This is a genomic window from Francisella hispaniensis FSC454, assembly GCF_001885235.1.
GTDB lineage: Bacteria > Pseudomonadota > Gammaproteobacteria > Francisellales > Francisellaceae > Francisella > Francisella hispaniensis.
The window spans coordinates 670,282-696,034 of the sequence record NZ_CP018093.1; the positions used below are offsets into that span (position 1 = coordinate 670,282).

The following is a 25,753-nucleotide window of genomic DNA, read 5'->3' on the forward strand; positions in this document are numbered from 1 at the left end:
AGGTTCATGTAAGAATAAAGATTATACTATGATTTACTTGTAAGAGTAGTAAGTATGGATCAAGATATCAACGATTTATTATATGATACTGATGATTTGAAAAAAGAAAAAGTAAATGGAGGCTTTTTTGATTTTATCAAAGCTTGGTTTTATAATGACGTTGAAAGACATATGTTTTTTGAAGATGAGATTATTGTGGCTCAGAAACTTAAAACGATGGATGTTATGGCTAATACATACGCCTTAGAGAGAAAAAAATATTTTGAAGATTTTCTCGAGTATTCTCATAAGCAAAAAAGTTTTCTTACAAGAATAAAAGATAGAGATTTTGCTTTTTATAAAGATCCTACTAGAGTTAGGCTATGGAGTAGTATTACTGATACAGACGTCTATAGTTTTTTTATAAAGTCAAGTATTAACCAGATGCTTGGTGGTGGTAATATAGCCCAGCTGACATCATTACCAAAATTTAAGTTTAATGCAATATTATCAGTTAATAGTGAAAATATCTCCGCAGCAGCTAGTCTTGCAGCCACTGGAGAAAAAAGTTTTGCTGGGAGTTCGTGTATAAATATTTGGTCTAATTTACCTGTATTTGATAGTAAAAGAGGAGATGTTAAATCATTTATTCCATTATATCTAAGGATGAGTGGTAAAGCTTCATCTGCATTATTTAGTTATGATGTAGATATAGGTTCTACTACAAATAGATTAAAGTTTACTGACTCTGAATGCATTCAATTGTTAAATAATTTTAAAGGAAATATAAATCTTAAGTTAGTAACTGCAAAAGGTTCTAGAGAAGCAAAAAGTCTTATCTATACACCAAAATTTAAAGAATATAGTAAGCGTTTAAATGATTTAGGTTTTATTCTAAATGTTCAGCAAGGCTCGTATAGATACTTAGTTCCTGAAACTAGGGATGGACTTGATCTAATTAGAGAATATACATATCCAGAAATTGAACAGATTTATTTTGGTAGGAGTGCACTTTCTGGTTATTCAAAGAGTAATTATGATAGGCAGAGTCTAGGCATTGAAAAAAATGGTGAGGGTCTTATGACTCTTGGTGTTAGTTCTAAAGATTATGAAAACCCATTGATCCAGGTGAAAACCTCGACTAAAACGGCAAGTTTTGATCTTCTGCAAGGTGAAATAAAAGGTAAAATATTAGCTGATAGCTTAATCGGATTTGCTGATGTTAAGGGAGCTGTTAATAAATTTAGAAATCAAGTTGATTCTATTGTTAAAAATAATATTGCAGAAAGTTTTGAATCTCCTTTTAAAATACCAAACTTATCTGAATTTAGTGATATGGAGATCAAAGCAAGGTTTGGCTTATATTCTAAGAAGTCGGCATCTAAGCTTAGAACTATAAGAATCTCTATTCCCATGACTACTAAAATGTTAGATTTTAATCAAACATCTGGGTCATATAATACAAAATCAGGCATGGGTTATTCAATGGCTCAGCGACATGAATTAAAAGGAACAACAGCTTATAAACAAGGTCTTCTAGAAAATTCTACTCAGAGGTTGTTTAGTGGCGAAAGCTTAGATTTTAAAAACCAGTTGAGATCTATGGCTAAAGATCTGACAAAAGATTATGTTGAGTTTGGTAATTGTGCAAAAGATAAGGCTAACTCTTTGATAGAGAATATTTCAAATGCTGATCAGCACGATTTTGATTTGGTTAAATCAACTCAGAATAGTGCTCTTGAGACTATGCAGGATAGTTCGTCAAGTATATATGATAAAGGTAGTACTTTTGATTCAGTAATAGATTCTTTGAGAGAGCTTTATAAACTTAAAGGTGAGAACCTAACAAATATTGATTCTAATGATATCCTTAATGTTTTATCACAAAACTCGTCTTTAGCAGGGTTGTCTAGTAGTATTGGAGAGGATCTGAATAAGCTAAACTCTAAGTTTAAGGATATTACATCTATAGATATAAAGAAAAAAGCATCTGAAGAGATATTATCTACGAGTTATCAGCAATATAACCCTAGTTTTAATAAGGCAAAAATATTCAATAATCCAGATTCTTTCTATGTTCAGGATACTTTAATTAACTACTCACAAACTCTAAAAAAAGAAGAGTTTAGAGATCAGATGTCAACAATAAACATTATTGAGTTTGGTAATGACAGTCACTTACCTATATTATTTAATCTTTGCAAAATGATGACTAGTGAGTCAGGAAAAGATGAAGCTAAAGATTTTCTAAACCAAAAAGAAAATGCTAATAAAACTAAAGAGCTTATTAATACTTTAGAAAATACTGCTACTGTAATAAGTCCAGAGTCAAATATCAGTTATACATCTATTAATGTGCTTTGTAACAAAGGTGTTGGCAGTATAATTACTGAGAATAATAAAGCCTCTTCTGTATCTTTAGGTTCAACTGTTAGTCTAGCTGGATTTAATAGAATGTACTCGCTTGACTCAAGAGTTTCTATGCTTGGAGTATCCCCTTTAGAAGAGCTATCAAATTTTTCAGCGGAAAAAAATAAATATAAGATCACTTTTGAAGAATATTTTACTAAGTTAGCAATTCAAAAGTATATAAAAGTTGTAATGATAGATGATGAAGCTAGCTTTATAAGAACATTTGTATCACCAATGATGGAGTGCCAAAAGAAACTATTAGATAATTTAGTTATTTTAAATAAGGTTGCTAAATGGAAAAGTAGTTCATCATTTAAGAGAGCTTTCTCAAGTAGTGGTAGTTTTAGTTTTACTGGTTGGCTTAAAGAGAGACTTCCTGGTTTTGATTTTGAAATTTCTCAGGAGTATGCTTATTTTACTGGCTTAGTAATAAACTTTACCTTTGAAGAAGATAACTCTTCTTCTGAAACTGTAATTAAACTATGTAAGATTATAAAATCTTTAGATAGGCTTGTTAGAGGTTTTTATTTATTACTAAGAAGGATGGTAAAAAATAGAAATGCCAGAGTTGGCTCTCATAATGTTTCTGAGAGTCACCTTAATATGGTTAAGCAGATTTTAACATCATTATATGAACCATATGAAGTTTTAACTCGGAAGATTAGTGATAATGCTGAATTACTGTCTGCTTTAGTTAATATGTTGAGTTTTATGGATAGTTTCGTTGAAGTACAACAGTTATGTGCTTCGATTTGTATTCCAAATGCTGCATTCTTTACTTTGGTTAATGAAAATAAAAGTTTGTTAAAGGATATTTGCTATACTGTCGAAAAAAGTGGCGTTACAGGAGTAATAGTTGAATCGATATTTAGCTATTCGTCAGAACTCTTCAAAGAAGGCCAACAAGAGATAAAGCTTAACATCAAAAAAATGCCAGTCAGAGTGAGAGATGGTAAAGTCAAGAAGTTTACTAGCATTGATAGGGATGCTAATACTGAAGCTATCTTACAAAGTATTTATGACAATATAATTGCGCTTGATGAACAAGATTTAGAGAGGTTATTTATGGGATTTAGGATCTTAAAACAAGAAAATTCGACAAATACTGATAAAACTGGTTTTAATATTGGTCTAATATATCATCCAATAACTAATGATGTTTCGATTGAAATTAATAAGGATCAACAAAGTTCATTATACTCATATAGTAATTTAAGCAAAGATGCGTATATCAGAAAAATTAAAAGTATAGTTGATGCTAAAATTGCATTAACCCTTAGTTTTGAGCATGAAGAGATTAGAAGTTCACAAGGTTTCAGTGTTTTAGCAATTATACCAGCTAAAGGACATTCTATAGATGAGTTAAATAGAAAGTATAGACCAATGATCTGGGTTTAAATTTAGCTGTATAAACATTGTGTTATTGACTTTGTTAGGGTAATTTGCTTATAAGGGTTTAAAAAAAAGGATGATAATATGGCGAAAAATAAAATCCCAAATTCAAGGTTAATGATAAATTATGAAACTAATGTTGATGGTATCTTAAAGAAAAAAGAACTACCTTATAGAGTTTTAGTCGTTGGGGATTTATCAAAAGGAAGATCTGTGGATGCAAAAAAAGAGTTCGCAGATAGAGAAGTCAGAAGAGTAAACAATGGTGTTGATAGAGTTTTAGAAGAGATGAATATCTCTTTTGATTTTGAGGCACCAAACTTTGTTTCCAAAGATCCTAGTAATTTGAAAGTTAATTATAGAATTGAAAGTATCAAAGATTTTAGACCCGATGCTGTTGCTAAAAAAGTTCCTGAAATCAAAGCTTTGCTTGAAATGAAAGAGATATTAGCATCTTTTGCTAAGGATATTGAGAATAATCGTAATCTCAAGAAAACTATAGATATGATTTTTTCAGATTCTAATGAATTAGAAGCATTAAAGGGTAAGATTCCTGCTTTGACAAATTATACGATTAAAGACTCTTGTGATGCGATTGAATCTCAAGGCTTAAACAATCAACAAGTAGATGGTAAGTAGGGAGGTTTTTTATGTCAAAAAATAAATCAAGTCTCATCGATGAGCTTTTAAATAATTTTGGAGGATCTACAGAAGTTGATAGTGTACTCAAAAATATAGATTTTGATGTTTCAGATGATGCTTCTAAAGTTTTATCCTTATCTACTGACTACAATGCTAGAAACCTCATGGCGCTATCTTTGGTATTAGCAAATAATAATGATATAAATAATTATAATCAAAAATATATCCAGAAAGTTATTACAGTTATTGATAAGCTTATTGATTTACAAGTTAACTCTATTATATCTAATGATGAGTTTAGAGCACTTGAGCAAGAATGGCTAAAGGTGCAAGAGGTTTGTCAAGATGACTATGATAATGTAGAAGTAAGTATATTAGATGTAAAAAAAGAAGAATTACAATATGATTTCGAGAGAAATTTATATGATATATCTAGTAGCGACTTTTTTAAAAAAGTATATGTTTCAGAATTTGATCAATATGGTGGCGAACCTTACGGAGCGATACTAGGATTATATAACTTTGAAAATACTACAAATGATATAATTTGGTTGACTGGAATGGGTATGGTGGCAAAGAATTCTCATGCACCATTTATTGCATCAATTGATAAATCATTCTTTGGTGTTAAGGATCTATCAGAAATCACTCATATAAAAAGTTTTGAAGCTTTGCTTGAGCATCCTAGATATAAAGAGTGGAATGATTTTAGAAACCTTGATGTTGCTGCATATATAGGTTTGACCGTAGGTGATTTTATGTTGCGTCAACCATATAATCCTGAGAATAATCCTGTTCAGTACAAGCTTATGGAAGGCTTTAATGAGTTTGTTGATTATGATGATAATCAAAGTTATCTATGGGGCCCCTCATCAATTCATCTAGTTAAAAATATGATGAGATCTTATGATAAAACTAGATGGTTTCAATATATAAGAGGGGTTGAGAGTGGTGGCTATGTTAGGAATTTGGTATCTTGCGTATATGATAACAAAGGCATTCTAGAAACAAAGCCACCTTTAAATGTATTATTTGCTGATTATATGGAGTTATCACTTGCGAATATTGGCTTGATACCATTTGTAAGTGAAAAAGGTACCAGTAATGCTTGTTTCTTTAGTGTGAATTCTGCTAAAAAAATCGAAGAATTTGTCGATGGTTTTGACTCTGCAAACTCAAGATTAATTGCCAATCTTTCTTATACTATGTGTATATCGAGAATATCTCATTATATTAAATGTGTAATAAGAGATAAGATTGGCAGTATAGTGGATGTTGAGTCGATTCAAAAAATTCTTTCTGATTGGATATCTGAATTTGTCACTACAGTCTATCAACCAACCCCTTTAGAAATGGCGAGATATCCTTTCAGAAATGTTTCTATCGAGGTTAAAACTATATCGGGTAAACCTGGTTGGTATTCATGCAAAATAAATGTAATTCCACACATTCAATTTGAAGGAATGAATACTACAATGACTATAGATACTAGACTTGAACCAGAATTATTCGGTACAAATAATAACTAAAAAAAGGAGAATGATTATGAGCGAGATGATAACAAGACAACAAGTAACAAGTGGCGAGACCATTCATGTGAGAACTGATCCTACCGCATGTATAGGATCTCATCCTAATTGTAGGTTATTCATTGATTCTTTAACTATAGCTGGGGAGAAGCTTGATAAAAATATTGTTGCTATAGAGGGTGGGGATGATGTCACAAAAGCTGATTCTGCCACAGCTGCAGCTAGTGTAATACGTTTATCTATAACGCCAGGCTCTATAAATCCAACAATAAGTATTACTCTTGGTGTTCTAATTAAGTCAAGTGTTAGAACTAAACTTGAAGAAAAAGTTTCAAGTATATTGCAAGCAAGTGCTACAGATATGAAAATTAAGTTAGGTAACTCTAATAAAAAACAAGAGTATAAAACTGATAAGGCATGGGGTATTATGATAGATCTATCTAATTTAGAGTTATATCCAATAAGTGCTAAAGCCTTTAGTATTAGTATAGAGCCAACAGAACTTATGGGTGTTTCAAAAGATGGAATGAGTTATCATATTATCTCTATAGATGGTCTTACGACATCTCAAGGAAGCCTCCCTGTATGTTGCGCAGCTAGCACAGATAAAGGAGTTGCTAAAATAGGATATATCGCAGCTGCATAGTAAGATCGGAGTTGATTCTAATGTTTCTAGAAAGAATTTATTGGGAAGATGGTTTAAGATTAGATAGCGATATTCTTGATAAAGCGAATCTATCTGTTTTAGAAAGGTTAAGTGCTGCTAGCTATTTACCATCTAATCTTAATAAGGGAATTGTTAGCTTCGATTTAGATATTGAAAGTTTGCAGACGGGACTTATTCTTATAAAAGATCTTAAATTATACTTAGATGAAAAAACATATGTTTTTTATGATAAATCTTATCCATTATCTTTGCAAATAATGACTGATAATTTAAGTGACGAAGTTCCTTTATTTTTGAATATTAGAGAGAAAGTGATTGAAAAAGATGGGGTTAAATATATCCATAACCAATTGTCATTATCATCAGAGCATAACTATGGATTTAAACATAGTACTCAAATTGCATTATTTAAGTTAGATAATGGACGATTAGTATCAGAAATTTATGACTTTCCTTTATTAACGCTTAATCATTATTCTATAAATGAAGCTTTTATAAAGCTTAATAGGATTGTTTCTGAACTAAAATCTTTCAATCGCTTTGTTTTTTCAGCTTCAAGGACATATGCTGCGATATTGCTTGTGTTTTTGATTAATAAACTAGAAAGAGAATTAAAGTTTGCAGAATCTAATAGAATAAATAGCTCCCCGAAACAAATATTTGATTTAATTGATGATATTTACAGCTTAATTCAACTTAACCTAGATAAAGTTGAAGAAGTTGAAATTATTGAGTTTGATTTTCAAAAACCTTTGAGTAAATTAAATCTACTTGCTGATAGGTTGTTAACTCTTTGTGAATATAGGAAAATTAATAACTTTATCAGGTTTGAATTGCATGGAAAAAAATATATATGTGAAAGCTTTCCTGAAGAGTTTTTTGTGGCTACCAGATATTATATTTTCATCAAAAAGAAAGCAACAGCTCCAGCCAATGTAAGGTTTGAAAATAAAAATGCTTTAAGGATTACTAGTATTAGTAGAAATAAGAATATTGTAACTCTGTCTCTTTCAGGAGTAAAGCTTGTTGATGTTGAGTATTCTATGATCAATTTTACAACTCGATTTGATAATATCGATGCAATATATGAAATCCAAAAAGGTTCAGAATGGGATTTTATATTAGCAGATAGTAGTGCGGTATTTACAGCTTTTGAAGGTAGTGAGAATTTTGATTTCTTTATAGCCTTTTCTTAACTAAATATAAAGACCATTGATTTAATATTTAGTTTTAATTCTTAAAGAAGAGTGAAAGCTAATAAAATCAACGCTTTCATATTTTAAATTTTTATCAAAATGAATAAGTTTATTTTTTACAGTCTTTTATAGTAATTTTCTTTTCATAATGAGGAATAGCCCAGCCATCAGCTATACGGTTAAGCTTTACTCTTAAAAAACTACCTTTATCATAGTTCTTACAATTATTAATGTTTTTATTTATAAAAATAGATCCTTCACTAGATGATAAATATAATTCTGAAGATACAAACCAATTATATGTAACTTGTGAAAAGTAGGTTTCATATTGATTATTTTTCAATAAGCTTAGACATATGCCTATCGTTTCTGGAGGTATTTCTCCTTTATTATATTTATATAATATTGTTAAATCTTTAACTGATTTGGGAGTAATTGGTACTGCTAAATAATAGTTAGTACGACTAACTGGATCTCTAATTAATTCTGTTGCATAAATACAATTATTATCATTCTCATCTTTACATGCTCCTATACTGGTTGGACAGAGTTCGTTCAAATTTAGAAAGATAGTAGCATTTTTTTTAGAGCTATTCTTCAATTTGAATATACTAGCTGTTATTGTATTACTATATCCTTGTTGGCATGTGCTACCAAATATTAATAAAATTAATAATAATTCAAATACTTTTTTATTCATGTATTTGTATCCTTAACCTATGATGGTATTTTTTTAAAAAAGTCTGATTTATATAAGTTATTTATTTTTTTATAGGTTTCCTCAATAGTTATAAGCTTAGTATGAAAAGCTTTATACCTGTCAGTACTTAGATCTTTATTTTTATGAATAAACAGCTTATCTATTAGCTTATTTATTTTTTGAAATTTTGGTTTATTCAATATATCATAAAATATCGGAGTTGTATTAGTTATAGTTGATTTTGTGAGTATCCTATGATAAGTTGATATTCCAATAACTATTATTAGAAGTTGATAAAAATTTAATTCATTTGCTCTAGCTATAATTTGTTGATTAATCATGTTTATTTTGTACTCGCTACATTTAGTTTTTAATTCTTCAATTAATTCCATCAGTAGAGTATTATCGCCAATATAATTAGGAGATAAGGATAAGTTTTGAACGTGAAATATAGATTCAAACCAAGCACTAAAATTAATTTCGTTTTTATAATTATTTTTTTTATAAGCGTCAGCATATTTTTGTAGAGCTTTTAATTTGAGTTTTTGCTCTTCATGTTCAAATAATATTATTGGTAAACGGCAGCGTATTAAAATTAAAGTATTATCATCAATAGTGTTATTATATATGTTAAGAATAATTAAGAATCTTTCTATTACTGGTTTTGAGGCATTATTAAGAGCAATTTCAAGTATATTTTTAAAGTTTTCTTCTGTTGGTATATAGTAGTGAGTTTCTGATGAGGAGTACCTTACAATTGCGCTACTAATCCACAAAAAGGGTATAGTTTTGCCATAATATAATTGCATTAATCTAACATAATATAAAGCATCGATAAAAGTATTAGCAGCTTCTTGTGTATCTATGTTATCTAAAACTGAAAAACATGATATAGCTTGATGTGATAGCCCAACCCATATCTCATAATTAGTATGATATAAGTTTTTACCAAAATTTTTAACTATATCCTCCTTTTGTTTATCAAAACTAATATATTTATATGATTTTATAATATCTTTAGATACTCTTTTAAAGTCATCTCTATTGTTAAGTAATTCTGGTGAAACTCTATATATTTTAGAATCTGAATTAGGAGTTGCGAAGCTATATTTTTCATTATGTAAGTTTACTAAATAGTTACCTGATTTATCTTTTATTCTATAAAAAGTCGTAATTCTATTTTTAACGAAAAAGTCGTTAAAATATCCGTAGCAATATCGCGTATTTTGTTTTTTTGCATACACAATATTGTTTTGATTTTTTTCTTTGCTCTTTTTGTTTTTATAAACAGCATCAAATTTATTATCTTTAAAGTTATATTTTAGATAATTTATCTGTTCTTTATCTGGTGAGTATAAGTTGAAATCTTTTTCTGTCTGTATCGTATGAGAAGAGGAGTATTTTGCACCACTGTCACACATTATGCCTAATGATACAAAATGGGTATATTGATTAATCGCAGCATAGCTATTGTAGTTCTTTATGACTCCATCATCGACTGATCCTATCTCAGCCCTCTTCTTACGAGAATACTGCTCTAATAAAGTACAGTTTCTTTCGCTATGAGTTAATAGTAGGTTATACAATGATCCTTCTGATAGAGAACTATATAAACAATTTAAGTTATATATATCTTCATATACTTCAGATAGTGTGGCTACTCTACTTATATAATTCTCTTTGAGAATTTTTGAATTAGGTTTTAGGCTATTTTCATACTTCTCAACTAATGCTTTAAAATGTTTATCCTTAGAAAGTTTAAATACAGGTCTAGCAAAAAAATTAGCTATATTAACAATAGGATACTTTTCCTCTTTAGAATTTAACATATAAGTATTTGAGGACATTAGTATTTCATCTACAGTATGATCGACACTATGTGCCATGAAAATGCAGTATAAGTATGTCATATATAGCACTTGATCTTCATCAATTACGATATCGCCATTTTTTTTTGTAGTTGCCATCCCAAGTATTAATGCCTGAGTCATTGCTTGATCTAAATTTCCTGAGATACCTACCTTGAAATCAAGATTATATAGCTGCGCAACTTTCAACATAACTTTTCGAAGTCCATCTTCTTTTTCATTTGTTAGATTAAGGCTAAATAAAGACATTCCATTGTCAATTGAGTGATCCTTGGGTTTATTAACCGATTTTGGCATAATCATTTCCTCTTTTTCTGAGTATTGATTATGTAATCTTTCAGGTGAGTCATATAATTCAAACTCCATTCGATTAGAAACATTTGCATTTGATCTTATCAAAGCAGTTGTTGAGGCAAATGCACCATATCTAAAAGCTATTGGTATATAACTTGGTTTAATTTGTGATGATGTTTGTTTTAGAAGTTTGATAACATCAAGATCGATGAAATTCTTTATATATTTTTGATGCGATTTATATAAATTATTTAAATAAGAGTTTTTAAGTAATTCTTGATTTTCGATTTTATTAGAATACCAGTCTATAAAGTCATCATCAGCAATTACAGAGCTCAAGAAGCCAGGAAGATAGCATACTATAAACAATTTATTTCTTATATCAGCAAAATATGCTTCTTTTGATGTTCTACGTTTTCCGGTTTCTAGCATACAATTATAGTATGTAAGAGGATTACTTCCTAAATACCCATAAGGTACTAGATAATTTTTAGTTGAACATAAAAATGCATTTATATAGCTAAGAACTCTAAATTTTGGATCTTCTAATATGCTTGAAAGTTTATTTGCATGTTCTTCTCTAAGCTTATCATTATTTAAAAAATTATATTTCTCTTTGTATTTTGTCAAACTTAAAATTTTTTCTGAATCGCTTTTATAATTTTCTTTGTAGGTTTTATATAGCTCTTTGGAATTTATAGGATTAATTTTCGGGTTAATATTCTCTTCATCAAGAAACTCACATAAAGCCTGAGCTTCTTCAATATCTAAACCATGAAATGTTTCACCAAGCCAAATAATATTGCCAATTTTCTTTTGATCATATATTAATTGATTTTGAATATCTTTGTTCAATAAGCCAGCTTTTAATAATTTACTATACTCAGGTTTTACTGATTTAATACCTATTTCTATTTCATAAACTGAGTAAACTGCTATTAAATAGAGATGTCTTACGACTAGAGCGTCTAAAAATGTCGTCAGATTTTCAAGTAACACCTCGTTTTTATACCAAGCATTAGATATTACATAATCAATTATGTCACATTTGATTTTTTCATTATTTTCAATCACTAATGAATTAAATAATTTACTCTTATTTTCACGTTGTAATCTTGGAACTGCTTTTATAGCTTTTGAGAAAAAAATATCATTTGCGCTTATTTCAAAATTTTTTAATTTAGTTATTTTTTTAAAATCTTTTTCTAGATCTTCCCTTTCAGAAATAATATTGATTTTATTTTCTTTCGTATCAGCTCTTACCCAGTATGGATCTGGAATTTTTGCCACTAACTCTCTTCTATTTTCTCGATCTATATTTATGTCATCCATAAATTCTGGAGTATGATAAATATATAAAAAATCAGAATGGTATGCTAAATGGATGATGTTTTGATTACAGTATGTAATTGATGGCATAAATGATGTTAACTTATGATTAACCCAGGTTTTATTACTTGTATGAACTATTACGAAATCAACTAATCCCCATAGTTTCTTAAAATCAAAAATAACGCTTTTATGTCCAAAAGTGATAAATTTAGTTTTGTGAATTATTTTATCTAAAGATAAAATGGCAATTATAAAAGAATTTTTTTTATTGCGAATTGATTTAATTTTTTGCATCGCTATTTTTGAGGGATGAATAGCTCTTAAGTGCCTAATATTTGCTAAATAATCTTCATCAAATTGGAATAAATGTATTTTCTTTTTTAAATTAGCATTTACTCTGATTTCTTTAATATCATGTTTACTTATCATATTGAAATCTGTTGTTTTAGGTAGTACTATTTTTTCAGAACAGATATTTAGTTTATATTTGTCGCTCATATGTACTTTCCTTAATTTATCAGATAGTGATTCGGATTTTTCATAAACTAAAATAACCTAGGTATATTTGATTTTTTTTATTATTTTCAATTGATATTTCAAGCTCTATCTTAAATGCGATATCTGTAATTTTTTCCTCAATTTTTTTAATTTGAGCTTTGATTTTATTTATGACATATTGATTTTTACTAATGAGATATATGTTAATACTTATAATATAAACATATGAAGGAGTATATGCTCCTAAGAAAGATTTTCCAACGTAAGAATCTCCTACTACTATTTGTTTTCTCTTTATATTGATTAGTTTTTGTTTATAATCTACTACTGTGCAATAGTCCTCTGAGAGTAATTTATAGATATTGTTTATTATGTTATCTATGGTGTATTTTGGAGCATATTGAATATAATAATTATTTTTTGTTGTGAATTTATATAGCGCTTTAGTATCTAAAATGTATATCTTTAATAAAGCTTTAACTCCATATTCAAGTATTTCAATAGCTAGGTCACTACTGTTTTGGGTATATTCTTGATAAATGTTTTGTAGTTTAACAAAAGGTTTGATTTTAAAGATGTTTATTTTTACATTTAGATTTTCTTTATTCTCATATATTTCTAATATGGTGGGAGATGAGGTTTTATTAACCATCACGGGTATGAAATTTATTCTTTTCAAAGAATATTTCTGACTTTTTAGAAGACTTACAAAATTATTTAGAGAGATATTTTTATTAATATGTTGCATACTTAATATTTTCCAATACTTATTTATATGTCAAAAAGATCTTCAAAATATTCTTCATCTATCTCACTTGAAATTTTTTCTCCATTATTTTGATTTTTTTTAATATTAGGATGCTGTTTTATTTCTATTTCTTTTTTGATGGCATCTGCTTCAGCCATTATTTTATGATCTTGTATAGGGGTTTTTTTTAGTTCTGAGGATGTTTCATAAAAGAAATTTTTAGTTATATCAGGAGAAGAATTTAAAAAATTATTTTCTGGCATTTTTTCAAGATTATCTAAAAAACTCTTATAATCTATGTTGTACATTTTTTGAGCTATGCTCCATTGGATACTTGATGAATAGTAGTCTATGTTTTTATGGATATTGGCAATAAAAGGAGCTATTTTCTTGTATAATGGGAAGAAAATTTCAGGAAAATACTCTTTAGGATCGAAGTTAACTAATAAATTTTGGATATCATTATAAACAATAGAAGTTTCAAATATCCTTTCGCTTTCAACTAGAGCTTTTAAAACTTCAATTTTTTCAATGAGAGCTATCCATTTTTCAGAACCTTTTATGGTTTTTTTATCGGTAGTACTAATTTGTTCTTTCTTTTTTGTTTCACTTATTGTTTCTTTAACTGTAGACTCATGAGTTTTTTGATCTTCTAAAACCAAAGAATGCTCTATTTTTTTGAGAGTCTTATTTAGCTGGATTTTTAAATCAGGATTATAATTTAAATTATTATTCTCAAAAAATATTATTATTTGCTCTATAAGTTTTATAATTAATTCTATGTTATTTGATGATAAATTATTTTGACTTTTCATTTCTGCAAAATTTATATCCATAGTAACTAAGAATTTATTTATTCCTTTTTCAGCCAACTCACATTTTTGTTTTGATTCTGATGGACTAATTTTTGTGAAATTGGTATTTAGAATAGATAAATAAGAGCTAATAATTTCAGCGATGTTATCAATCTCATATAAATTAAGGCATATTTCTGAATTTAAAGATAGAAATAAACTATATATATCTATGCTTTTATTAATATTAATATTATCTATTAATTGATCAATAAATGATTTATACTCAGCATTTTCATATTTTGCGTGGATTTGCATATTACCAATAAGATTTATTTTATCTTGAGTTACTAAGTCAATACTGTTTAAAGTAGATATTAACTTACTCATAAAACCTCCTCCTGCTACCAGCTTAGGAAAATTAGTAAACTTAAAAAGAACAGCCCTAAAGGAACACCCACCCTCAATAAGAACTTAAATATCTTGCGATATCTTCTCGATAGTGGTGGGTTATTAACAGGGATATCAATAAAACTAACTGAATCAATACTGGAATTTTCTATTATATGTTTATCGATTTCTTTCTTATAAGCAATGAAGTTGTGATTATATATATTGTCGTAGTATTTGCCATAGAAGTCATTGTGGAGAATAAATGAGATTGTCTGGTAGCAAATTTGTGGATAAATATTCTCTGATAGAATATTATCGGCTATCTCAAAAACGTATTCACCACCATCTTTTCTATCATAATATTCTAATTGTAGTAAGCTCCAAGAAATATTGCTTCCCGACTTTTCTCTGAGTAACATCAATTTTTCATCAACATATGCAAGTATTGGAAAAGTTACATATTTACATACAGTCTCGCTGTACTTTTCTAAGAGTTCTTCTTGAAGGAAGAAAATATTTTTTCTTATGTTATTACGATGATATGACACTTTCTCATTATCATTACTATTTTCTTCTATAATTTCTTTTGTACTTTTTATAATATCTAGAATTATTTCTATCTCTATAAAGTCTTTCATCACTAATATCCTTTATCTGGAGTTATTCAAAACTATCTTTTTAATAAAACTAAAGGTGTTTTGATTTATAAATTTGCATATAATACCAATATAAAAATCTAAGAAATGTTTATATTTCTGGTTATATTTGTCGCTAAAGGTTAAAATTAGTTCATTTATCGTAGAATCAATCTCAACATTTTGTATAAGCATTGATAGTAATGACATATCATTACTGTTGGTTTTTAATAGCTTTGCAATAGCTAGAAATGTTGTTTTTGTATAGATGTTTTTAGAGTTAATCATATCTATTATGTTAAACATTTCTTTAGCATTACTATTGTAGTTATTTAGAGTTTTGTTAATAATTAAAGGAGAAATATTACAGCTTATAGATGCTATCGCATTTGAGTTAATTTCAATTAGCTCAGAAATCTCAGTTACTTGTGTCCAAGTTGTATATGTGTGTACTTTTGTTCCTATTATTTTGTTGCTAAGCTGAGGCAATACTGTACTATAATTTAAAGATTGTGTGCTGCGATTAAAATAATACTCATTTTGCCCCACAAAAACGAAACTATCAAATTCACATTGTTTATTATTTTCATAAACAGATAATACTTCTATTGCTTGAGCGTCGTCTTTTTGATGATGTCTTAACCTGCTATCTGAGAGATTCATTGAAGCGAATGAGGCACTTGAGTAGTCATCAAAGCTATTAAATATGGGTATTAAATTAACTTTAAATAGAGATGATAATTTTTCTTCACTATAATTATCAGTTTTAATCTTTAAAAAAAAGTCGATTTTTTTAAGATCATTATGTTTGTATTTAAATAAATCTTTAATTTTTATATTAAAACCGTACAGAAGGCTAGAATAATGAATATTAAGAACTAACTTTTCTGTTGGTTTAATTTGAAATTTAATTGGTTCTATTTGTATATTTTTTGTTGCATAGTTATAATTTGAGAATGTAATCTTTGCTGAGCCATAATTATCTTCTAATATTTGGTTAAATATGTATGTTGCAAAGAAAGGATTTTCTTCACATAGACTAGGATCTAACCAAATAGTAACATAGTCGTAGTCGAAGTTATTTTCAAAGTCCAATGATATATTTATTGATGTATCACTTTGTTTTATGGTTATGATCTCTCTAATGGGAATTATTATATTTTCTGACTTTGTTGTATATGTTAGAGTTTTGCCAGTTCTTTTATCTTCTATGAAAAAATATTCCTGTGGTCGAATATAGTAGCCATTATGTCCTTTATCATTTATTTCTAATAAGCATGATTTAGGAAGGAAGTAATAAAGGCTACTGTAATATTTAAATAAAAGACTATTGCTATAATCAAAAATTCTCTTATCAAAATCATCTCTTAGATCATTGCTTAATCTATCAAAGGTTTTTTTAAGAATGCTAGCATCATTTATAGTTAAATCTTTTTTTACTTTATCCATGACAATAACCTTTTAAGATGTTTTTACATTTATTTGTCCACTATTAATAAAATTAACTATACCTCCTGGGGCGAACATACACATTGATTTACTATTTATTGTAGTTATAGGAGCATTTTCTAGCAGCGTGGTAGGATTTGTTGGAATAAATGCTGATAAATTTGGAATACATACCCAAGGGAAGCTAAATGGATTCATTGTGGGATTTGCTGGATTTGTACATCCAGCAAAAGGTAATATGTTGACTCCAAGTTTAGAATCAGTGATATTTGAAGCTGGTAAGTTACTTGCTAGTGTTTTTACTCTTGTACTAATATAGGTTCCTGATGCTAGACTAAACGAACATTTAATTTGAGCGCCCATTGATGGGGTTAATATTGATGCATTGTTTGATAAGTTAAGTTTTGTTTGAGTTAGTAAGATTCTTATATTATTTAATTCTGAGATCAAATCAGATACTGAACTACTAGTACTTTGATTATTGGTTGCTATTTCTTCTAGGCGTTTTAGAGAGTCATTTATAATATCTAACATTTAAATTCTCCAATAATCTTCTTGCTTATTTTTTATACTATCAATGATTGGATTATTTGTAATCTCTTTAAGCACCAAAAAAAAGCTATTTGAAATAGGAGGTAGATTATATATTCCTATTAAAGTTGGACACATATAGTAATTTTTACTTAAAAGAAGCATAGTTAGCTCTTTAGCGGATTCAAAAGCGCCTTCATATTTACCATTGCAAATATTTTTGTTGACTTTTGTTAAAGTTTTATTGATTTCAATATTTTTATAATCATTTGATCTTAAGGTTTTAATTTCTTTATAGGAAGAGAAACCTTTCCTGTTAACGAAAATATTAAGCTTAGATAAATCATTTGTTTCTATACTTTTCTGATTATCAATAATTTCTTGTTCCTTATCTTTTAATATGCAATAGTTTTGATTTAGCAAAGGATGTAGCTTAATAATATTTTGAATATTTTTCTCTAGTTTCTTGTGGTCAAACTGCGATTTTTTTGATACTTCTAAAATTATTTGATTAAAATATTTTTCAAATTCTAAGAAAGGATAAATGAGTTCTAGATTATCATTTACTAATTGAATATTTATTATTGATGCTATATCTAGCAGTATTTGAAAGTATTTATTAGCTATCTTGGTTAATAAGTTTGCTGGAGATTTTTCCATAATATCTTCTATAATACTATTATGGTCATTATTTAAAAAAAGGTTTTTGTAGAGTCGATTTTTTATATTGATTTTTTTGTATAGTGTTTCCTCATCAAACATTATGTTTGAGATATTTTTTAAACTAAAAATAAGTTGTTCTAGTGATTCTGAACAAGCAATTTCTATTTGAGATTTTTTTTGGAAAAAAATATCCTGTAAAGGGAAATCATCAAAATACCGAGATATAACAAAAATTTGTAAATCTATAAATTCGAGGGTTTTCTTTAAGTTTACTGAAGGATTATTTTGTAATAATGTCAGTGAAACTATAGAGAGATTAGGATCTATTTTTTATTTATAAGTTTTAATTTGAGTATATCTTTTTTTATAGAATAAAAAGCCTTTAAAAGAATAACATCACTAGCTAAAAGAAGATCTATTTTATATAAATTGTTTTTGATTAAATAAGCTAATCTTAATAAGCTTAAAATAGGATTTTTTCTAAAGGGAATGAAGTTATCTATATTTTTATGGTCTTTTATAAATATTTTAAGTGCATCGAAATATGATTTATACTCATCTATAGTCTCAGTAGAATCGGGATCTTGTATAGTTTTTATATATGATTTTACAAGCCTATCATTATAAGCACGGGGATTATCGTTCTTTATATAGTCTAAAAATGTACACTCTAACTTATCGATTTGCTTAGTTTTTATAAGTTTTATTCGATGAAATATATCTCTCTCTATTATCAGTTTGTAATTCTCCAAAAGGGTTTTTAAATTTTTCATAAGATTAGCAAAATACTTAATATCAATAGAATCTAGTAGGTTATCCAAATTTTTTAATATTAGATTATGAAAATCCAAGGCAGAGTCAGATAAAATTAGATTTGTTGAGTATTTTATGTCTTCGATGAGGTATGTCAGATCGTAGATATCAAATTTTGTATAATTTTTTATGTCTTTGAATTTAATTATATTAGTTATACACTGATCAAGCTTACTTATTCTAAAAGTTTTTTCTTGATCATAATATAAATGAATATTGTTAAATAAATTCTCAAACCCTTTATTAATACTATCCATATATTATCCAACCATTGTTGCTGCAGAGCCTTTTATACTTGCTGTTACACTTCCTTTAATATTTACATCTGTACCTTCAGCATTAAGATTTATATCTGCTTTGATACTATTATTTAGACCTTTGATATCAATATTTTGTGATGCTTGAATATTTATATTAGCAGAGCTTTTTATATTAATAGTTGCAGACTCTAGCGAAATACTTGAATCATCAAGGACAATAGATGAACTCCCTATTTTGATAATAATTTTATTATCATTAAGCATAATGCTTGACTTCTTAGTAGCTAACAAAATTTCTTTTTCAGTTATTGATATCTTTGAGTCTTTAACATTTTCAATTATTTGTTTATCAGCTGTTGACTCTATCGATTCAGTTGCATTATGAGTGATTTTTCCAGAAGACTCTAGTTTAGTAGTACATCCTTTCGAATCATCTTTGATATCTATTAGTAATCCTTGCTCTTCTAAGTTGAAAATATGATCTACTTTTGACATAGGAATATCCCCTTAATCTTTTTCTATGCTACTATCATTTTTTATAGTAAATTTATTTACAGAATCCGAGTTTATTATGTATTTCCAGTTTTCAGTTTTTTTATTTTCAGGGAGTATAAAATATAAGGCGTAATCTTTAATATTTTTATCTAATGCAAATTCATTCTCTCCAGTTTTAAGATTCAACACTTTTACATTATCATCATATATTCTTTGAGAAATAGATTGATAATTATCTGAGTAGAAAATACTTTTATCAGGTTTACATTCTAGAACTATTTTTGTCTTAGGAACATTATTGTTGATATACAAACCATCACTTGCACAACTATTCAGTCCTAGGATAACTAGAATTAATGAAATATTTTTTAATAAGTTATTGTGCATTAGTATCTCCTTGTTTTTGCCAACCTAATACTTGCAAGAATTTTGATTCTATTTTGAAGCTTACAGGATAACTTTTACCTTTGTGTTTGATTACCCAGGTACAAATATTGTTTTGATCACAATTTGCGTCTTTAATTGCTTTTAATATAGACCATTTGCCTTGGTAGCTTATTTGCTCATTACTACCATCCTCAAATTTTATGGTAATAGTTGTTGACTCAAGTGAATTCCAGTTATAAAAAACTTCAATACTATCTGAATATTTTATGTTTAATGAGTTTACGTAGTTTTGCTTATTGAGGATTATGCTAAAAAATGTATAATCATTATCTTTGTTTGGTATAGGAGTTATATCAAATTTTATAGCTTTAGGGTTTCTTTTACCATCCCATAGTAGCTTATTTAAAAGATATACTTTATTGAATTTATTTAGATAGTCTATTTGTTCAGGTTTTGAAAAATCTTCGCTTTCCCATCTATCATCAATCTTATCATAAGAAAGTAGTGGAGATAGATGTTCGATAAATCTAGAGTATATATAACCATTGTTATCAAAATCTTTTGTGATAGCTTCATTTGTTGCAATAGAGTTACTATCTTTATTAAATGGGAATTGATTATTTATGTATTCATATTCAATGTTGACAGTATTATTTAGTTTAGTTATAGCATCTTGTATGGCGATAGTTTTTATAACATCGATTGCAATATCAAGATGTTTCTTCAACAGTTTATATAAGTTATTATTATCTGGGTTATTTATCTTAGAAAGCTCGGAGTAAACTTTTTGTAGAGGTTTATATCCTTGTTTGATATTTTTATATGTACTTGAATAGCCTTCTTCTCTAATTAGATTATTTAATTGTTTGAATATATTTTTATAGTCTGCATAACTCTTAGACTCAAGATATTTATCGTTTTCTTTAAAATAATTATCTATAGGAGTCCATAATGACTTATTACTTTGATCATTAGTATTGTTTGGTTTATTTAATTTAGTTATTTCTCCATAAAATTGATGAAGCTTATTTATCTTTTTAGATGGACTTGCTTCAGATTGATTAGTTATTAGATCTGTATTTGTGCTATAAAATTCTATTAGACTATTAAAAGATGAGTCTTTTGATGACATTGCAAGTAAATATAAATTGAGAGTATTCTTGCTAGATATATTTTTGTTAAATTCAGAGTCATTATTAAGGCTATCAATCATTTTATTATAGGATTCGATATATTTTTGATTATAGTTATTTATAGAGCTTTTATAGATAGCAATCATAAAGTCAGGCTCTATATTGAAGTTACTCTTTAAATTATTGAGGAGTCTATTAAACTTTTTATCTATGGGATCTATATTATCTTTAATATATTCTTTTGAATATATTGGGGAAATAAGAATTTTTTTGCTATAAAAATTAGGAGCAAATTCCATATACAGTTTTTTGCTTACTGGATTTATTAGTGGGAGCTCATCTTTGTTATAAGTAGGATTAACAACACTATTTATAACATAATTTATAAGCGATACTGTTATCGTGCTAGTTTGCTCTTTACCATCATCTGCAACATCTTTAGCATTTTTTTCTAATGATTTTACTAAATAATAGATATGATCTAACATATCACTAAAGCTTTCAAATTCTCTTTTATTTTCCTCTTGATTAAGTATTAAAGAGACGCTTTTCGTTATAGAGTTAATATATGATGAGTTGCATAGTTTCTTGGATGATGTGTCAAACTGTTCTTGATACAGAGTGAAGATATTATTTACTTCTATCGGTATTATGTACTTATCATTTAAATCTAAAATTGCATTATCTGTAGCGCATTTATATAAGTATTTTATATAAATATCATTTATGATCTTAGCTCTTTTAGAATTTGAGATTCCTAAGTATTCAGCATTGAATCCTTGAGTACTTAAGTAACTTTCAGAATCTTCGCCTATAACTATTAAACGATTTGTGTAGAGTTTATTTGCCCTGTCGATAGCTGAATTAATGATTTGAGTTTTTATACTAGTACTTGTATTTTTGATCACTATCTCTAACTGCTTTTCAGATAGGCTTGTGATGCTACTTATTATTTTAAGTATTCGATCTGTATTTTGGTTTATATCTTTGTTATTTAAGTATTCAAAAAATATCAAGAATGATGTAATCATTGATAGGTCATATGTTTCATTATATTTTGGCAAAATTGCATTTTTTAGAAGAGTATTAGCATATTGTTCGTATATAAAATGATATTTTATCGAATTTGGATATAAAGTATCTAGAAGTATAGCATTATCGATTTTTTTTCTAGCTTCTTTTATTAATTTATGAGAGTCACTTTGATGTAATTGGCTTAGTTCATGTTCAGAAATTTTTTCTTTGATACTAATTTCTTGAAAAATATTGGTGATAAATATAAAACTAAATAATAAAGATATTAGGTTTATAATAATGCCTTTTGGCGAGGTGCTAAAAAATATTGTATCTTTATTTGCTATAATATTATCTGGGATGTTTAGTCCAAAATTAAAGAATATTTCTTTATTTATGGACTGTAGTTGTGGATAAATGTTCTTTAGTAATCTTCGTATTTGATTTAATATCTTAACATTATTATATTTATCATTAACATCATCTTTAGAACCAAGAATTTTTGATAGTATTGCTTCTTCAGCTTTATGATTTATATCTTCATCAGAAGTTAGTTTAAATATTGATTTTTTACCAATTGCATTATTATAGCTTTCAGTATGTTCAGATGAGGTGTAAAAAGATATGATAAAGTTTTTTAATCTTAATTTTGATAGTTCTTTATAGACTTCATCAATCTTGATGATTTCATGGTAGTGATCATCAGATATGTCGAAACAAAAATTAAGCTTATAAAATTGTAGGTTTAGCCTCTTTTTAAATCTATATAAGTGTGAAATCTCGTTATTTGAAAATACAAGAGAGGTGTTGTTTTTATCAATAGCTATTAAAGGCAATTCATTACTATCAATAATTTGAGCTTGAGGTTTTACCTTTGCTATATAATCTTTAGCGGCTAAATAGTCTCCATAGAAAATATACAATTCACTTAAGTTATTTCTTATTTTATTTTTTTTAATCAGCGTCTTTGCATCTTTTATGATTTTTGAGTTGGATTTTTTGTTAGAGTTTCTCAATGCTTTAAACCATTTTCTAATGATAAAAATACCAAAAACTAATAAAACAATTATTATTATAGTTAGTGAAATTATTAATATCTGATGATTTTTTATAAAATTCATATCTTTAATTTCCTTTTGATTTATATCTTAGAAAAATACCTTTTTTATCATTTATTAAAAAAAAATTCTGATTGTTTTCATTAAGTTGCGTTAGTGAGAATGTCTCACCATCACTAGTTTGAGTGTATGCTATTTCACAATTTTGTTTAGATCCAAGAAGTTGTCGTTGTAGTAGTTGCTGCTGAGCTTTCTTTGTTGATATCGCAGAGTTTGAAATTAACTCAATAATTTCACCTTTGATAAAAGACTGTATTTCGATTAAGATAATATCGTCATTTCTCAATGGTATAAATTGATTATTAGCAGAATTTATGTTCACTTTTAGAGGTAAGTATATGATTGGCTTATCTGATGATTTATCAGATAACATTTCCTTGGCAATTTCTATTGCGTATAAGATATCAGCCTTACTATTTAGTATAGCTGAAGTACCTTTTTCTCCATTTTCTTGAAATTCCGCGATTGAGCTTTCTTCTGGCTTATAATTTTTAAAGAACTTATAAGCTTTTTTGGAGTCATTATTAACATTTTCTCCAATTGTTATTCTACCATTAATATAAAATTTATTAAAAATTTTATATTTAGGATATTCAGGAGTTAGATTACTATAATCTTTAATTGTATAAGTTATTAAGTTGTCATGTGTCAGATTAGGGCATTTAATAAAAGCAATTTTTTCATATACGTCTGATTCAGAATCACTTTTATAGTGAAAATTATGTAAGTTTTCATATAGTTGTTTAGAGCAGTATTTACTTCTTTTAAATAATAGCTTTCTTTGACTTATATATAAGGTTTTTATATCTGTTGCGCCTAAAAGATAGTTTTGATCATTTTCTAGTTTAGAAAGAGTAATTTCAGTATCTAAGAAGGGAAGAGTATTTCTTGATGTCAGTAATATCTCAAAACCTGTAGTAATAATTTTTTGTTTATCATCATTATTACTTTGTATATATTGCACAGCTTGTAAGTTATCCTTGAATATCGATGAGAATGGTTTTATTAATGTATCTGAAATCTTTCGATCATCCTTTCTTTGAGCATTTAAAGTAACATCAGGACATATATTTTTTTCCTTAACATAAAAGTTTGACTTATTTGAGATTAGAATTTGTTTTTTGAAGCAGCCTATATCATAAGGAGATAGTTTGTTCTTTAAATCTTCATCTGAATTTGCAATATTCTTTTGTAAGGCATTATCTACTTGGTCAATAATATAATAGCTTACTTTAGCGCTCTTCTTATCACAGAAATATTTTAAGTAGCATTTATTATGTTGGAGTTGCTCAATAAAAAAATCATAAAAACTTCGATTAATTGTTGAAATAAATGTTTGTGGTATTCGTATTTTTAAGTTGTTACTTTTGTTGGTATCTAAAGAAACTAAGTTATCAAAGAAAAAATTCTCTTTGAAGATGTCATCCAAGCTTTTATTTAAAGCTATATAAGATGGTTGATGTTTTGTCCAGAGTGCTTTTAAAGGATCATAGAATTGTATTTTAAATTTTTTTACTCCTGAAGAAACATTTTTACTATACGAATATATACTGTATTCAAAACTTTCATGTATATTTAGATTGTTTGAATTAAATCCGATGACTAGAAAACGAGTTGATCTTTTATGATGATCTTTTTTAGATTCTTTTTTGTAGAAATTGAAGCTATCTTTAATCTGAATGTCAATCAAAATTGGTTGATTTGGATTTAATAAAAAATCAAAGTCTTTATGATTATTTATATAAGCCAAATCAAAAGTTAAGTAGCCATTTATTCCGTAGATATTTTCACATACTTCTAATTCTTCAATATGTAAATTTTTAAGTGTAATAGAGTTGTGCTTGAAATATTGCTTATTGTTCGTAGATACAAAACTTAAATCTTCAAGTTCAAAATTTTTATCAATAGGCTTTATATTTATTGTAATTTCTTGTTTTTGTACTACATCATTGTATGCGATATATTGTGAAAGAGTGCTCTTAAGCTTATTTAATTTTTCTGAAATCGTTTTGTTAAAATCACTCGATCTTTGTATGGCGTTATCTATAATACTCATTAAGCTATCAATTTTTCTTATGTAATCATGAGGAAGTTCAAGAATTAATTTTGATGAGCATGAATGTTGTAATTCTTCAATTACGATTTTTAAGTTTTGAGGGTCTTTGTAATTTGTCGAAAAGTATAAGGTAAACTGATCTATATTACTTTTAAATCTAGATATTAAGCAATATTTTTTATATTTTTTATAATCAAGCTTAGATATAAGACCTTTTCTATAGAATATTTTTGTATTTTTTAGTTGAGTGTTGATAATCTCAATATCAGATATATTGTAATCGATAATGCAGCTATTAATTTCACAAGCAAATTTGGCAGAAGAAGAGGTTGTATTGCCATTTATAACTTCAGAAGTTAATTGACTAATTAGCTCTTGTAAATTTAAGTCAGTTATATCTTTTAGTGTTATCATTATCTATTCAATTAGAACATAACTAAAGTCATTTTACAGAAGCACTTATTTATTGACTATATGTTTACAGCTAATTACCTTGACCATACAGTTGCAAAAAGAGTATTGGTATGAGTTATTTCAGTATTGATTTTGTAGATGATTATGTAGAAAGTTAAGGAAGATAGAAAAAGTTTTAAAAAAGTTGCAAAAAGTTTAATTTTTTTTAAAAAAGTACTTGCGTTGTTGATGAGTGATGTGTATTATATGTCTTCACCGGCTGACGAGTGATGTTAGCGGTTTGAAGCTAAGGTTTCTAAGGTATTTAAGAGATATATTATATACAAACACTTTGTTAAAGA

Annotated in this window: 16 protein-coding genes and 1 pseudogene; 5 read left to right on the forward strand and 12 right to left on the reverse strand. The window is 27.4% G+C overall.

What is annotated here, in order from left to right:
- Positions 1–54 precede the first annotated feature (54 nt).
- From FSC454_RS03310 to tssK, 5 genes are all read left to right on the forward strand, one after another.
- Positions 55–3,789, forward strand: a complete 3,735-nt coding sequence (locus tag FSC454_RS03310; protein WP_066047485.1) for a Pathogenicity determinant protein D — start codon at positions 55–57, stop codon at positions 3,787–3,789.
- A gap of 78 nt (positions 3,790–3,867) precedes the next feature.
- Positions 3,868–4,422, forward strand: coding sequence for a type VI secretion system contractile sheath small subunit (tssB, locus tag FSC454_RS03315; protein WP_066047482.1), 555 nt, complete (start codon positions 3,868–3,870; stop codon positions 4,420–4,422).
- Between the two features lie 11 nt (positions 4,423–4,433).
- Positions 4,434–5,954, forward strand: a complete 1,521-nt coding sequence (gene tssC, locus FSC454_RS03320) for a type VI secretion system contractile sheath large subunit (RefSeq protein ID WP_014548676.1) — start codon at positions 4,434–4,436, stop codon at positions 5,952–5,954.
- Positions 5,955–5,970: 16 nt separating this feature from the next.
- The gene (gene iglC, locus FSC454_RS03325) at positions 5,971–6,600 is read left to right on the forward strand and encodes a type VI secretion system tube protein IglC (RefSeq protein ID WP_014548675.1); all 630 of its coding nucleotides are present in this window, start codon (positions 5,971–5,973) and stop codon (positions 6,598–6,600) included.
- Positions 6,601–6,620: 20 nt separating this feature from the next.
- Positions 6,621–7,817 (forward strand): type VI secretion system baseplate subunit TssK, encoded by a 1,197-nt coding sequence (tssK, locus tag FSC454_RS03330; RefSeq protein WP_014548674.1) that lies wholly within the window; start codon positions 6,621–6,623, stop codon positions 7,815–7,817.
- A 109-nt stretch (positions 7,818–7,926) separates the two neighbouring features.
- Here tssK and pdpE read toward each other — a convergent pair whose 3' ends face one another.
- From pdpE to FSC454_RS03390, 12 genes and pseudogenes are all read right to left on the reverse strand, one after another.
- Entirely contained in the window at positions 7,927–8,517 is a 591-nt protein-coding gene (gene pdpE, locus FSC454_RS03335; protein ID WP_071794772.1) for a type VI secretion system protein PdpE, read from the reverse strand.
- A 17-nt stretch (positions 8,518–8,534) separates the two neighbouring features.
- Positions 8,535–12,509: a type VI secretion system effector PdpC gene (pdpC, locus tag FSC454_RS03340; RefSeq protein WP_071794773.1), complete on the reverse strand. Its 3,975-nt coding sequence runs from the start codon at positions 12,507–12,509 to the stop codon at positions 8,535–8,537.
- A 40-nt stretch (positions 12,510–12,549) separates the two neighbouring features.
- Positions 12,550–13,257: a type VI secretion system baseplate protein IglJ gene (gene iglJ, locus FSC454_RS03345; protein WP_071794774.1), complete on the reverse strand. Its 708-nt coding sequence runs from the start codon at positions 13,255–13,257 to the stop codon at positions 12,550–12,552.
- A 23-nt stretch (positions 13,258–13,280) separates the two neighbouring features.
- Positions 13,281–14,441 (reverse strand): type VI secretion system protein IglI family protein, encoded by a 1,161-nt coding sequence (locus tag FSC454_RS03350; protein WP_071794775.1) that lies wholly within the window; start codon positions 14,439–14,441, stop codon positions 13,281–13,283.
- A 14-nt stretch (positions 14,442–14,455) separates the two neighbouring features.
- Positions 14,456–15,082: a DotU family type IV/VI secretion system protein gene (locus tag FSC454_RS03355; protein WP_066044915.1), complete on the reverse strand. Its 627-nt coding sequence runs from the start codon at positions 15,080–15,082 to the stop codon at positions 14,456–14,458.
- Positions 15,083–15,094: 12 nt separating this feature from the next.
- Positions 15,095–16,528: a type VI secretion system baseplate subunit TssF/IglH gene (gene iglH / locus FSC454_RS03360; RefSeq protein ID WP_066044917.1), complete on the reverse strand. Its 1,434-nt coding sequence runs from the start codon at positions 16,526–16,528 to the stop codon at positions 15,095–15,097.
- A 12-nt stretch (positions 16,529–16,540) separates the two neighbouring features.
- The gene (iglG, locus tag FSC454_RS03365) at positions 16,541–17,062 is read right to left on the reverse strand and encodes a type VI secretion system PAAR-like protein IglG (protein WP_066044919.1); all 522 of its coding nucleotides are present in this window, start codon (positions 17,060–17,062) and stop codon (positions 16,541–16,543) included.
- A pseudogene (gene iglF / locus FSC454_RS03370) lies at positions 17,063–18,792 on the reverse strand (type VI secretion system putative effector IglF).
- A 3-nt stretch (positions 18,793–18,795) separates the two neighbouring features.
- Entirely contained in the window at positions 18,796–19,290 is a 495-nt protein-coding gene (gene tssI, locus FSC454_RS03375) for a type VI secretion system tip protein TssI/VgrG (protein WP_066046883.1), read from the reverse strand.
- Between the two features lie 12 nt (positions 19,291–19,302).
- Positions 19,303–19,677: a type VI secretion system lipoprotein IglE gene (gene iglE / locus FSC454_RS03380; protein ID WP_066046885.1), complete on the reverse strand. Its 375-nt coding sequence runs from the start codon at positions 19,675–19,677 to the stop codon at positions 19,303–19,305.
- Positions 19,667–22,945, reverse strand: a complete 3,279-nt coding sequence (locus FSC454_RS03385; RefSeq protein ID WP_071794776.1) for a hypothetical protein — start codon at positions 22,943–22,945, stop codon at positions 19,667–19,669. Before FSC454_RS03385 ends, iglE begins: the two co-directional genes overlap by 11 nt.
- Positions 22,946–22,949: 4 nt before the next feature.
- Positions 22,950–25,412, reverse strand: coding sequence for a pathogenicity determinant protein PdpA1 (locus FSC454_RS03390; RefSeq protein WP_066046688.1), 2,463 nt, complete (start codon positions 25,410–25,412; stop codon positions 22,950–22,952).
- Positions 25,413–25,753 lie beyond the last annotated feature (341 nt).

Coding starts and splice junctions, on each gene's coding strand:
- FSC454_RS03350 (WP_071794775.1), bottom strand. CDS start 14,441: ATGAGTAAGTTAATATCTACTTTAAACAGTATTGACTTAGTAACTCAA.
- iglJ (WP_071794774.1), bottom strand. CDS start 13,257: ATGCAACATATTAATAAAAATATCTCTCTAAATAATTTTGTAAGTCTT.
- FSC454_RS03355 (WP_066044915.1), bottom strand. CDS start 15,082: ATGAAAGACTTTATAGAGATAGAAATAATTCTAGATATTATAAAAAGT.
- FSC454_RS03390 (WP_066046688.1), bottom strand. CDS start 25,412: ATGATAACACTAAAAGATATAACTGACTTAAATTTACAAGAGCTAATT.
- iglC (WP_014548675.1), top strand. CDS start 5,971: ATGAGCGAGATGATAACAAGACAACAAGTAACAAGTGGCGAGACCATT.
- iglE (WP_066046885.1), bottom strand. CDS start 19,677: ATGCACAATAACTTATTAAAAAATATTTCATTAATTCTAGTTATCCTA.
- tssI (WP_066046883.1), bottom strand. CDS start 19,290: ATGTCAAAAGTAGATCATATTTTCAACTTAGAAGAGCAAGGATTACTA.
- tssK (WP_014548674.1), top strand. CDS start 6,621: ATGTTTCTAGAAAGAATTTATTGGGAAGATGGTTTAAGATTAGATAGC.
- iglH (WP_066044917.1), bottom strand. CDS start 16,528: ATGGATAAAGTAAAAAAAGATTTAACTATAAATGATGCTAGCATTCTT.
- pdpE (WP_071794772.1), bottom strand. CDS start 8,517: ATGAATAAAAAAGTATTTGAATTATTATTAATTTTATTAATATTTGGT.
- pdpC (WP_071794773.1), bottom strand. CDS start 12,509: ATGAGCGACAAATATAAACTAAATATCTGTTCTGAAAAAATAGTACTA.
- FSC454_RS03385 (WP_071794776.1), bottom strand. CDS start 22,945: ATGAATTTTATAAAAAATCATCAGATATTAATAATTTCACTAACTATA.
- iglG (WP_066044919.1), bottom strand. CDS start 17,062: ATGTTAGATATTATAAATGACTCTCTAAAACGCCTAGAAGAAATAGCA.
- tssC (WP_014548676.1), top strand. CDS start 4,434: ATGTCAAAAAATAAATCAAGTCTCATCGATGAGCTTTTAAATAATTTT.
- FSC454_RS03310 (WP_066047485.1), top strand. CDS start 55: ATGGATCAAGATATCAACGATTTATTATATGATACTGATGATTTGAAA.
- tssB (WP_066047482.1), top strand. CDS start 3,868: ATGGCGAAAAATAAAATCCCAAATTCAAGGTTAATGATAAATTATGAA.